Source organism: Pseudomonas borbori, assembly GCF_900115555.1.
Lineage (GTDB): Bacteria > Pseudomonadota > Gammaproteobacteria > Pseudomonadales > Pseudomonadaceae > Aquipseudomonas > Aquipseudomonas borbori.
Window position 1 is genome coordinate 17717 of the sequence record NZ_FOWX01000042.1, and the last position, 11324, is coordinate 29040.

Here is an 11324-nt window from a genome sequence, read left to right on the forward strand (position 1 = left end):
TCTCCATGGTTTCGGAATGCTCTGCAAAGCGAGTAACTACAGGCAGCAGGTGACATGAACCACCTGATGCCTCTGCTACTGGGACTATTTACTGGGCAGTCTGCGCCTCGATACGCTCCATCGCCTGCTCATGGGAGACCTGAGGCGTATTGGAGAACTTCTCAAGGTCATTACGGCGCATGATCGGCAAGTCAGGTCTTGGGCAAGCCAGGCCGGTGTCCGGTCCGCACATGCCGCTGCCAACGGTGAAGAAGACGGGCAGGTCGTCGGGGAAGGCGTCGCCATTGGCGGTGATCAGCGGCATCGGCAGTACATAGATGGTCAGTTCGACCACCTGGCAGAAACCGATCACGGCAATGGCACGCACCATGCCTTTGAGGACGTTGGAGCGCTTGCAGATGTCGATCTTCTCGACACCACGCTCTACCCAGGTCAGGCCCTTGTCATCCTTGAAGTAGAGCAAGACCGTGCACAGGCCCCACCAGCCACCAAACAGGATCCTCTCATAGATGGGGAACTGATACCAGTGCCCGCCAAACAGACTCAGTGAGCGAATGGCACCCAGATAAGCATAAAGCCCGGTAACCCGAATCAGAAGTATCTCCAGCACAATATCAAACAGCATGGTGGCAAGGATGCCTGCAATGGCCAGCTTGACATTGGAAATGGATGGCAACCTGGCTTTGACAAAGCGCATCGCCGCAAGCCCGACCAGGCAGCCCCAGATCAGAAAGTCTGGATACCCCCCGTCCATGCAACCAAGGGTTCCAGCAGCAAATGCGCCCGCGGACTTAGCCAACCGGGAATCTCAGCAGACAGGAAGCCCATGCTGACGGCGCAGGGGTTATAAACGCAGCCCTGCTGAATCCAGCTCATCGCTGGATCCCAAAAAATCGCAAAGAAAAAGCCGATACCCAGCAGCCCAAGGGTATTAGGCTGGCCTGTCTGGCGGATTGGCTTGATGATCTGCGTGTAGTTGAAGTACATCCACACAAGCGACATACCAACTTCGACCGCCCGGACGCCGATCTTGAACTGCAAGGGAATTTCAATATCTGCCGGCAGTGTTGTCGGTCCGAAATAGGGTGCAGTGACCCAGCTGTATACAACCCAGGCAATGAATATCAAAAAGCCTCAGCCGATAAAGAACCAGGTCTTGACTACCCAGATGGGTATTTTCCGCTGATATCAACGCCCCTCCCTGACGATCTGATAGCACTAGTAGTATCCTCCGAACGCCCCCTTGTTAATTGATTTCAATTACAACGCGAGCCAATCCCCACGAGCACCCGAGAAGAACGCCTCTGGCGTGCTTTCAGCCGCTATCGGGCAGTTGCAGGCCATTCTCTTCACATCGCTTACGGTATGCCTAAATACTATTAAATTTAAAAACTGATTGTCCACCACCCGCCGCGTGACCCAGAGCTAAAGTGCTGAAATCATCATGGCAGACAGGTCACCCGGTGGGCAGGCCATTGACCAAAATCAATTAAGCTGAACTAAATATGCTCCAACATGGTATTGGTGAACAATGACATTGCGCACGGTTCGTCTGCTCTGTCTTGAGGGAAGGCCGCGAAATACATCCGAGAGAACACGCCATGCACCAGACACTCGCCCCGCATAACCGCGCCGAAGCCGACCAACCGTATTATCTGCCCACCGCAAACGAGACAGCGGTTTTTACCGCGGCCTACCGGCGCAAATTACCGCTGATGCTCAAGGGCCCCACGGGCTGCGGCAAGACTCGCTTTGTCGAACACATGGCAAGCACCCTCGGGCTGCCACTGATCAGCATTGCATGCCATGATGACATCACCGCTGCTGATCTGGTCGGACGTTATCTGCTCACCGGAGGTGAAATGGTTTGGGTAGCCGGCCCCCTGACCCGTGCCGTACGCGCAGGCGGCATCTGCTATCTGGATGAGGCCGTTGAGGCTCGAGCGGATTCAACGGTGGTCATTCATCCCCTGGACGATCATCGTCGGGTGCTGAATATCGGGCGTACTGGCGAGTCGATCAAGGCACCGCCAAGCTTCATGCTGGTCCTGTCTCACAACCCGGGTTACCAGAGCATCCTGAAAGACCTGAAACAGTCCACTCGGCAGCGCATGGTCGCGATCGAAATGGGCTACCCGGCGGCCGACAATGAAATTGCCATTGTCATGCGTGAAAACGGAGCGGGCAATGCCTGCGCTGCCGGCCTGGTGAAACTGGCCAATGCCATTCGCAAACTGGACACCAGCCTGTTGTCGGAAGTTTCATCCACTCGCACGCTGGTCAATACCGCCTGCCTGATCAACTAAGGACTTGCCCTAGCCGAAGCGGACAAGGCCGCCATGATGCTGCCCCTGACCGATGACAGGGAAATCAGCCGGGGGCTGAAGGAAATCATCAAGACCTATCTCGGCTGACCCTGGTTACTGCACCTCTGCGTAGAGCAAAGAAGGAATCACATGGGCAAAGCGCTCGCTGAAACTCACCCGCTGCGCCTGCTTGCTGCGGCCGTCGTCGGGTGGCCGGTAGCCATTGCTTATCTGCTCGAGGAGGGCGCGCGCAGCTACACCGACGGCGAACGCATTTATCTGGCGGCACAGGATGCGGTTGCAGAGCTGCGTCTGGAGTTTCTGGTTCAGGGTTCACTGATATGGGGCGGCTCACTGGGCAGCAGCCTGATGCGCAGCATCGTTGGCCGCTACGACTTGCGCCAGCGTTATCTGGTTCTTGAGGTAGAACGCAGCTGCACGCTGATTGCCTATCGGTTGCCTTCCGGCCTGCTGACGCGGATGCAGCGCTATGCGACGGGATGCAAGCCAGACACTTGCCATCGCCAGGAGCAATCAACGACTATCCAGCCCGCCAGCCTGGTACGGGTCCCTACAACCTTGGCTAACCTTGCGCCGCGACACTCAGGGCGCTGCTGGCGGAGCCCTGTCGGAGCAGCGCCTCACGCAACTGGAGTCGGCCCTGAAGAAACTCGAAGAGGATGGCGAGGAAGACGACGATCAGCTGAATCGCAGCTCCTTCTGGCGCCTGCTGTCCTCGCCATTTGGCAAAGATGGCTTCTTTTCCCGCTTCATGCACGATGTCCTCGACGTGAAAAACTCTCCGGACAAGGATGCCGCCAACTCGGGCGCCGAAGGCTCCTCAGAAATCGTCAGCGGGAGCCTCTCCAAGCGGATGCGGAATATTACCCAGGCCATGCGCTCGACCCTCTCCGTGGCCATTCTCAGTGCGTTTGTGCAGGCAGAGGCTGGCGCCCACTGCTATCCCGAATGGAACCAGGCCTGCAACAGTTACCGAGCGGACTGGGTCAGAGTCGAGGAAGTGGATGCCCACGCCGCGGAACCGCAGTTCGCGGCCGGCATGCTCGGGGCTGGCGGGGATCGGGCCTATCAACGTTCCCTGCCAGCCTGTGCCTGGGTTTTGCCCGCCACCGCGACCAGCCCCAGGGTGACGAGTTGGCGTTAGACCAGATGATTCGCCTGGCTGTCGACCTGCGCAGCGGACACAGCGGTGATCCGCGCGTTTACCTGGCCAGCTTAAAAACACGTCGTGACCTGGGGGTACAGATCCTGCTTGATGACTCCAGTTCCACACTGGAGCGCAACATCGACGGCTCCAGTGTGTTCGACCTGCAAGCACAGGCCGCATGGAAGCTGTGCCGGGCGCTTGCCCTGCTCGGTGACCGGGTTGCGCTGCATGGATTCAACTCCTGGGGGCGCACACTGGTGCGCTTCCAGCCTCTGAAAAGCTTTGACGAACCCCTCGGCTCCTACCTGGATAATCGTCTTCGCCATCTCGCGGTAGCAGGCTACACCCGCTGCGGCGCGGCTATTCGGCATGCCACAGAGCAAATCGACAAACATTCGGGAACACCCTTCAAATTGCTGGCTTTGATTTCTGAGGGCTACCCCTATGACGTCCAGTACGAAGGTGACTATGCGATCGCCGATACATGCAAGGTCATAGAAGAGGCGCGAGCACGCGGCATAGCCTGTATCTGCCTCAGCGTCGGCAGTGATGCCCATGCCGAGCAACTGCAAAGGGTCTACTGGGCCAGCAACTACCTGGCAATCAATCGCAGCGAAGAACTCCCGTCACGCCTGCGTCGTCTGATGGAAAGCGCGATTACCAGCGTTGCCCATCCTCGGCGCGCCAAAGCCCAACCTCAGAGCAAAGGCAACGATCGATGAACAGCGAGCACAAACCCTTACCTCCCGGTCAATTCGAGTACCCCAGCCTCGAGCGCTTCGGGCTTGGCCTGTTTGCCCAGCGCTTCCCCTATCGCGCTGACAGTGTGAGCGTGGACATAGCAGGTGACGTCGAGCACCCGCTGAGCGTGGCCGCAGAGTTTGCCGAATTACCGCGTCACCAGCAGGTCTCCGATTTTCACTGCGTCACGACCTGGTCATGCCGTGATGTACGTTGGAGCGGTGTGCGCTTCAGCGATTTCTACCAGCAGATCGTACTACCCATGGCCAGGCCTGAGGAAGGCGCTGGCTTTGTCGTGTTCCGCGGCCAGGATGGTTACGCCTGCAGCATGCAGCTAGAAGATTTGCTGGCGGCGGATGTATTGCTTGCCGAAAGGGTCAACGGCCACGACCTGGGCATAGAGCACGGCGCGCCCCTGCGACTGGTAGCCCCAGCCCATTACGGCTACAAGAATGTCAAACATATTGCCGCGATCGAATTTTGGCGTGACCGCCGCCATTACCGCTTTCCCTTTCCCTACCCCGACCTGATGGATCACCCGCGTGCGCGCGTAGCCTTCGAGGAGCGCGCACGCTACCTGCCGACCTGGCTAACCCGGCTCATATACCGGGCGCTGATGCCCTTTGCCCGCCGAAAAATGCGCAAAGGAGCAAACATCTATAACGCCAGAAATACCGGAAAATAACGGCTATTGGCCGCAGACAGGTTCGCCTGCGGCGAAACGGGACATCACTCCAACAGCAGGCTTTGCAATAGCACCTGCTGATCGACTGAAAAGCCAAGGCCCTTGCGCAGATACTCGGCATCGCCGCCCCAGGTTCCATCAATCGCCGCGAAGGCAGCGGCAAGATACTGAGGCTCTGCAGCCTGTACCGCCTTGACCACCTCCGGATCGGCGCCCTCACCCAGCATGAAGGTCAGATCACGCCGGAACTGGTTGGTCAGCGTATAATCCGCCATGATCGTCTCACGCCCGACTCCCAGCGCCAGCATGACCACGGCCACGGCAAAACCGGTTCTATCCTTGCCACTGGTGCAATGAATCAACGCAGGCAAGGCATCGGGGGTAATCAGCTGTTGCAGCAGCTGTGCATAATTGCCGGCCTGATCGACGGGGAGGCGGCCATACATGAGCTTGAATATCTGGCTGACCGCCTGACATGAAATATCCCGGCTTTTAACCCGCTCCATCAGAAGTTGCGCACCATGTGGATAAAAACCTAGCGCATGGGTTTTTACCAACCAGTGGGCGCCAAGTCGATTCGGCTTTTCGCTACGCTCATGCTGATGGCGGAAGTCAAAAATACTGCGCAACTTCAATGGCTCAATACGAAAGAGGTCGTCATCCGACAGTTCCGCCAATGAGTCCGAACGGAATAACTGCCCCCACTTTATCTTTCGCCCATCCGCACTGCTGTAGCCACCCAGATCACGAAAATTGACCGCACCACTCAGCTCAAGCCGGCGAAGGGGCTGCAACATCGGCATGTCGGCATTGTTTTCAGTGGATCGCATTGGGTTTCCTCCACCTATCTATCAATCGTAAATATTGAGCAGACGGCTCATGTTTACCGGGTGTGGCCTGAGTAGACTCGCTCAAAACAGTTTCACCAGACGCATATTCACACGCTGACTTTCTAAAGCATTTTTTTCGACCTTGATACTTTCCCCATATTGCAAAAGCAGCTGTGCACCTGGCGCAAGGCTGGCGGATGCTGAAACAAACCACCGATAGCCGTTTAACTCACCCTTGGGATGGCCTGAAGTAGTCATATGGTTCCGGCTAACGTCAAACCATCTTTAAAGGACAGACAAACAGTCTGTTTATACTTTTTTAATACCTTCGATCAGCAGCCGTGGCGGTTCATCGAGATGAAAACCATTGAACGGGATGGACTTGTTGTGTTCTTCAATATCCATGTAACAGATACGCGCGTTTGGTGCGGCGCCATCCACCCTGATACATGATCCGCTAATAAAAGCGGCGGCTGGTGACAGCAGGAATGTAATAGCCGCAGAGATTTCCGAAACCGTACCGTAACGTTGGGCAGGAATCCGCTTGGGAAACATTAGAATTTCCTTCTGGGCTTCCGCAGTATAGGTATCAAAGCCGCTGCTGGCAACACCACCTACACCTACCGCATTGACTCTGACGCCAGATGGCGCCCATTCGGAAGAGGCACTTTCAGTCAGGCTCCACATCCCCGCACGTGACGCGCCGGAATGGGCATAATTTGGCCAACCGTTCCAGATATCCGCGATTATATTGACGATCTCGCCGCCATTATCGCGCATCCAGCGGTTGTAGACTTCACGCATGAAAATAAAACCACCGGTGAGATTATTGCGTACCACCGCCTCAAAACCTTTGGTACTGATATCCTTTAGCGGCTGCCGGTACTGACCACCGGCGTTGTTGACCAGACCGCTGATCTTGCCATGCTGCGCCAGCACCGCATTGATGGTTTCAATTACTTGTGCTTCTTCACGAATATCGCAGACATGCCAACTGACCTTTCCGCCCTCAGCAATAATTTCTTCGGCGACTTTTTCAAGTTTCTCGCTACTGCGGCCAATAATTGCCACCGCCGCACCGAGTGCACTCATTTCATGAGCTGTACAGCGGCCAATGCCACTGCCACCGCCAGTTATAACAACCACATAGCCATCAAACAGGCTGTCTTTGAATACGGAATTGTAACCCATGAAACCACTCCTCAAATATCGGCGACCAGCCGCACGCAACTGGTCGCATTGACACATGCCAATTTAACGCACACCTTCCAATCGCAGGGATCCGGGAGAGTAATCATTAACCGACGTATTTTCGCCGAAAATCGGCCCGTGCGCCTCCTTGTTACTGAAGCCCACGGCCAGATAACGACGGTTCTTCAGGTTATATAGCGTTTCGTCCGCATAGAGGGGTACCTGCTTGTCATAAAACCGCATGATATGCCCCACCCGCCACAGGTTGCCGCGACTATCAAACATGTCCTGCGCTGCAATCTGCCAGGTGTCCTCGTCTACATAAAAACGACGCTCGCGATATACGTGCCACTGACCTGGCTTGAGCGTGGCAACCACTTCCCAAACCCGGTGCAGCTCATAACGGGTAAGATCCTGATCAATGTGCCCGACCTTGAAGATGTCACTGTATTCTAGTTCAGGTGAGGCAAGCTTGTAGCTGCTGTAGGGGATATACACTTCCTTCTTGCCGACAAGCTTCCAGTCGTAGCGATCCGACGAACCGTTATACAGATCAAGGTTATCCGCCAACCGCTGGCCATCAGCCGCCTGACCAGGGCCGTCATAGACTACTTGTGGAGCCCGGCGAACACGGCGCTGGCCAGCGATGTAAAGCCACACACGGCGCGAATCCTTGACTTGGTCGATGGTTTCATGGGCAAGCAAAACGCCACTGGCCAAACATGACGGACTCAGCACTTTCTGCTTATAGAAGAACAGCACGGTTTGCATGTGCTCATGCATTAGCCCCTCGACCGTTTCGGTGTAGGAGAACATATCGTTGAACTTGACCAGCGAATAGTTGCCGTTCTGGCAGGAAGACACCTGCACCATGTCGCGCTTCAGACTACCGCCCTTATAATGGGTCATATGGTTCCAGATTACTTCCACGCCCTGCGGAGGAATTGGAAAAGCGTAGTAATGACTCGCCTCAAAACCACTGATACCATTGCAATTATTCACAGCAGACACATTGTGGACACTGTTCTTGGTCGCTTCATTGACATGATCAGGTACAACAGCAGTACGACGAGACTCATAAACCTGGATGCGGAAAGTCACGGGATAGGTCTTCAACAGCGCAACCTGACCAGCGGACAAACTGGCCTGGTATTATTCATAGTTGGCTGAGGTAATGACAAAAGCGGCTTGTCATCGGCAATCGGATTGCTCATGAAGCCCCGCTCCACCGCCCCTGCATTAACAGCAAGACCACCGATCCAGGCTGGAATGGTACCGCTGGCATTACCTTCCTTCTGCGCCCCTTGAGGTGTCAGTTCTGCTCCCAGGCGATCAGCTTCTGCTTGAGGAAGAGCGGCCATGACACTGCTGGCGATCAAGCTGAAACCCAGCACGATGAACTTAACTGGAATATTGTTCTTGTTCATTATTGCTCCCTCAGAAATTCACGCCGAAATTGACGAACAGGAAGTCACGGTCACTGGCTGTATTGAAATCACCACCGAAGAAGTCGGTGTAACTGATGCCAGCCGAATAGGTATTCTTGTAACTGGCGTCCAGACCGACGCTGACTGCCTTGTTGCCTTCGGTAAAGGTCGGGCCATAGCCCTTCACGTCATGCGAAAAGACCAGGCTAGAGGGCAGCGCAACGCCCATGAAGACATTGGAGTACTCCAGGTTGCCACGCACACGGTAGCCCCCAGGAGTTACTGGTGTAGCAGCCATCCGAGGTGCATTTGGTTGTCTGAGTCGGCGGGCATGCGCCAGTAGCTGCAGAAGGGCCACTACCGAATACCGTATCCCGGCCAAAACGAATGTCCCCACCCTTGCTGCTACCCAGTTGGTCGATGTGGCTGTAGCCCACCTCACCCAGCACCTGCGGGAGATGTGCACGGCTGTCATCTGCGCCTGGGTAAAGGGCTTGCGCACATAACCGGTCACTTCGCCGCCCGCAATGAGCGAGCCGTGTCCGGTCCAATACAGTGGATTGGTCGGCGCTGGACGAGCAGCCGCAGGCACCATGGCGGAACCGACCAGATCGTTGCCGTTGATCTGCATCGGCATGTTCGGTCGATAACTAATCTCACCACCCAATGAAGTCCCAGTCGCCGTAATGTTGGTCTGGAAACTTAGGCCATACAAACGAACATCTTCGGGATAGTCGACAAAATATCTTGAGCTGACAGCCAACCCAGGATTGCCTGGCACAGGAGCAGAGCCATCCACACTGATGACCGTCAGATTAGGTCCTCGGCTATGGTAGCTCATGACGTACGCACCGAACTCAGTACTGTTGAACTCTTCGGCATACCATTTAAGCGCCAGACCGAACTGACCACTATCAAGTGGATCACGGTCATCGACTCGGGGAATGAAGACCTGAGTTGAGAGATCGAGATCTCTGCCGCCAGTAATTACTGCACGATTACAGCCTTTGGCAACCAAGTATGAACTGGAGAAGAAGGTTCCGCAGTTATCTACAACCACTTCGCTCCAGCCTAATTGATAAAAGGCCTCGACAGAGATAGCGTCATTAAATGTGTGGGATAGGAAGGCCATGTTTTTAGTAATCAACGCTTCCTTGATTTCGGCGCCAGGTCTGCGCAAAGCAGCCAAGTTAACCGGATTGGTGGCATTCATCGAGCTTGGGATAAATGTACTCTCGCCCTAACTTACTACCTGCTTACACTGCTTACACAGTCGGGCGCTACCCGGCATATCATTCACCTGGTAGTTGTGGTAGACGAAAGCATCGAGAGTTTTGACCTCCTGACGCCTTGGCTGCCTGAAGCCGACCGCTATTGTCGATGCCGCACAACTCACGACTCCAGTCCATCAACTCGAAGTCATATTAGTAGTTACCGCGAACGAAAGCACCGCTATTGCCTCAGGTTAGCTGGAGGTCATGCACGCCCCTGAAGCTATTGGAAACCAGATCGCCCTTCTTGAAGTTGAGCCGACCATCGTCACTCACAGCAGCCCCGCTGCCACCGATCATTATCGGGAGACGCCATTGACCAAGTTGCGCCGATCGAGAGTGACGAATCGAACTGGCCACTGACTTCACCCAAATTGAATTCGACAGCCAGCACCAGGGCAGACAGTCCGGTCACTGACAAGGTTTAAGAGTTTTATTGTTCTCATTGCACCACCCTCTCTTTTATTAGTATTGCCCACAGCAACCCACGCCACGAATTACGAATTACGAATTACGAATTACGAGTACGGTATCGTAGCGTACATTGTTCAGTCAATCACTTTTTCGGCATGCGTCAGGGCTTGAAATCTTCCTCAAAAAACTCGTTATTAGCACGAATACCGATAATTCTGAGCCTATCTGTTGCCGCTGACCGAAAACTGACCCAGTAGAGGCTGTTCTGCCGACCGAAAACTGACCCAGGTGTTCAACTGCTCCTGCTCAATTTTTGAGCAGGAGAACACAGGGTGATCAGTATGGAAATGATGGGCAAAATTCGCCGGATGTATTTCCGCGACAAGCTGTCGTTGCATGAGATAGCCAAGCGCACCGGGTTGGCGCGCAACACGATCCGCAAGTGGATCAGGGCACCGGAGGTCAAGCAGCCGGTGTACCTGCGCAGGGCGATCTTCAACAAGCTGAGTGCTTTTCACGCCACGCTGGAGCAGGCGCTGAAGGCCGACTCGTTGCGTCCCGGCAACAGCGGCGTAGTGCCAAGGCGCTGTTGGCGCAAATCAAGGCCGAGGGTTACGACGGTGGCTACAGCCAGCTCACCGCGTTTATCCGTGCTTGGCGCGGGCAGCAGGGCAAGACGCTGCATGTCTTCGTGCCGCTGACCTTTGCCCTTGGCGAGGCGTTTCAGTTCCCCGACTGGAGCGAGGAAGGCTTGCTGATCGGCGGCATCTACTGGCGCATGCAGGTGGCGCACCTGAACTCAAGGATGCCAGCGATGAACAGCGCTACCGGGGCCGCCAGCAGCACGGCCTGCCGTTGCTCGCCCAGCTCAAAGCCTGGCTGGAGAAAACCCAGCTGCAGGTCACGGCGCAGAACGCCCTGGGCAAAGCAGTGAACTACCTGGCGAGCAACTGGAGCCGACTCGAACGCTACATCGAGGCCGGCCACCTGCCGATCGACAACAATGCAGCCGAGCGGGCCATCCGGCCCTTCGTCATCGGCCGCAAAAACTGGCTGTTCAGCGACACGCCCAAAGGTGCAACCGCCAGCGCCCAACTCTACAGCCTGATCGAAACCGCCAAGGCCAACGGCTGGGAGCCTTATGCCTGGCTGCGTCATGTCCTCGAGCGCCTGCCGCTGATCAACAGCGTTGAAGGCTACGAAGCGCTGCTGCCGTGGAGCAGCAAGCCAACGACGTCACTGTAAAACGCAAAACCCCACCAGTGGGAGGTGGGGTTTATGGAGCGCTTAC

General features: G+C 55.6%; 10 protein-coding genes and 4 pseudogenes. 6 read left to right on the forward strand and 8 right to left on the reverse strand.

From position 1 onward, the window contains the following. Window positions 1–88: 88 nt before the first annotated feature. Both BM315_RS21650 and BM315_RS21655 read right to left on the reverse strand, forming a co-directional pair. Entirely contained in the window at window positions 89–754 is a 666-nt protein-coding gene (locus BM315_RS21650) for a spirocyclase AveC family protein (RefSeq protein ID WP_090505453.1), read from the reverse strand. Continuing rightward, window positions 727–1128, reverse strand: a complete 402-nt coding sequence (locus tag BM315_RS21655; protein WP_212632986.1) for a spirocyclase AveC family protein — start codon at window positions 1126–1128, stop codon at window positions 727–729. Before BM315_RS21655 ends, BM315_RS21650 begins: the two co-directional genes overlap by 28 nt. 473 nt (window positions 1129–1601) lie before the next feature. Between BM315_RS21655 and BM315_RS21660 the strand changes: the two are divergent. From BM315_RS21660 to BM315_RS21675, 4 genes and pseudogenes are all read left to right on the forward strand, one after another. Then, window positions 1602–2414, forward strand: a pseudogene (locus BM315_RS21660) (AAA family ATPase). Between the two features lie 481 nt (window positions 2415–2895). Beyond that, entirely contained in the window at window positions 2896–3471 is a 576-nt protein-coding gene (locus BM315_RS24745; protein ID WP_090505456.1) for a hypothetical protein, read from the forward strand. 5 nt (window positions 3472–3476) lie between these two features. Further along, window positions 3477–4196 (forward strand): nitric oxide reductase activation protein NorD, encoded by a 720-nt coding sequence (locus tag BM315_RS24750; protein ID WP_090505458.1) that lies wholly within the window; start codon window positions 3477–3479, stop codon window positions 4194–4196. Beyond that, window positions 4193–4900 (forward strand): molybdopterin-dependent oxidoreductase, encoded by a 708-nt coding sequence (locus BM315_RS21675; RefSeq protein ID WP_090505461.1) that lies wholly within the window; start codon window positions 4193–4195, stop codon window positions 4898–4900. Before BM315_RS24750 ends, BM315_RS21675 begins: the two co-directional genes overlap by 4 nt. 44 nt (window positions 4901–4944) lie before the next feature. Here BM315_RS21675 and BM315_RS21680 read toward each other — a convergent pair whose 3' ends face one another. The 6 genes and pseudogenes from BM315_RS21680 to BM315_RS25325 form a co-directional block, all read right to left on the reverse strand. Further along, window positions 4945–5730 carry a tyrosine-protein phosphatase gene (locus BM315_RS21680; protein ID WP_090505463.1) on the reverse strand — a complete coding sequence of 262 codons (786 nt, stop codon included), beginning with the start codon at window positions 5728–5730 and terminating at the stop codon, window positions 4945–4947. Window positions 5731–5811: 81 nt separating this feature from the next. Next, window positions 5812–5988: a hypothetical protein gene (locus BM315_RS24755; RefSeq protein WP_170862283.1), complete on the reverse strand. Its 177-nt coding sequence runs from the start codon at window positions 5986–5988 to the stop codon at window positions 5812–5814. A 51-nt stretch (window positions 5989–6039) separates the two neighbouring features. After that, a complete protein-coding gene (locus BM315_RS21685; RefSeq protein ID WP_090505465.1) occupies window positions 6040–6921 on the reverse strand; it encodes an SDR family oxidoreductase in 882 nt (293 codons plus the stop codon). Between the two features lie 63 nt (window positions 6922–6984). Continuing rightward, window positions 6985–8348, reverse strand: a pseudogene (locus BM315_RS21690) (DUF1329 domain-containing protein). 10 nt (window positions 8349–8358) lie between these two features. Further along, on the reverse strand, window positions 8359–9561 hold the full coding sequence (locus BM315_RS21695; RefSeq protein WP_090505468.1) for a DUF1302 family protein: 1203 nt from the start codon (window positions 9559–9561) through the stop codon (window positions 8359–8361). A 247-nt stretch (window positions 9562–9808) separates the two neighbouring features. Then, window positions 9809–9919, reverse strand: coding sequence for a DUF1302 family protein (locus tag BM315_RS25325; RefSeq protein WP_342029882.1), 111 nt, complete (start codon window positions 9917–9919; stop codon window positions 9809–9811). Window positions 9920–10383: 464 nt separating this feature from the next. On the opposite strand from BM315_RS25325, the pseudogene BM315_RS21700 reads away from it, so the two are divergent. Continuing rightward, window positions 10384–10829 (forward strand): annotated as a pseudogene (locus BM315_RS21700) (IS21 family transposase); the annotation flags it as partial. Further along, window positions 10829–11278, forward strand: a pseudogene (locus BM315_RS21705) (IS66 family transposase); the annotation flags it as partial. The pseudogenes BM315_RS21700 and BM315_RS21705, both read left to right, overlap by 1 nt. Window positions 11279–11324 lie beyond the last annotated feature (46 nt).

Bases quoted from the DNA above. Each gene is read 5' to 3' on its own strand.
- BM315_RS25325 (WP_342029882.1), bottom strand. From the start codon at position 9,919: ATGATCGGTGGCAGCGGGGCTGCTGTGAGTGACGATGGTCGGCTCAAC.
- BM315_RS21675 (WP_090505461.1), top strand. From the start codon at position 4,193: ATGAACAGCGAGCACAAACCCTTACCTCCCGGTCAATTCGAGTACCCC.
- BM315_RS21650 (WP_090505453.1), bottom strand. From the start codon at position 754: ATGGACGGGGGGTATCCAGACTTTCTGATCTGGGGCTGCCTGGTCGGG.
- BM315_RS21695 (WP_090505468.1), bottom strand. From the start codon at position 9,561: ATGAATGCCACCAATCCGGTTAACTTGGCTGCTTTGCGCAGACCTGGC.
- BM315_RS21680 (WP_090505463.1), bottom strand. From the start codon at position 5,730: ATGCGATCCACTGAAAACAATGCCGACATGCCGATGTTGCAGCCCCTT.
- BM315_RS24750 (WP_090505458.1), top strand. From the start codon at position 3,477: ATGATTCGCCTGGCTGTCGACCTGCGCAGCGGACACAGCGGTGATCCG.
- BM315_RS24755 (WP_170862283.1), bottom strand. From the start codon at position 5,988: ATGACTACTTCAGGCCATCCCAAGGGTGAGTTAAACGGCTATCGGTGG.
- BM315_RS21685 (WP_090505465.1), bottom strand. From the start codon at position 6,921: ATGGGTTACAATTCCGTATTCAAAGACAGCCTGTTTGATGGCTATGTG.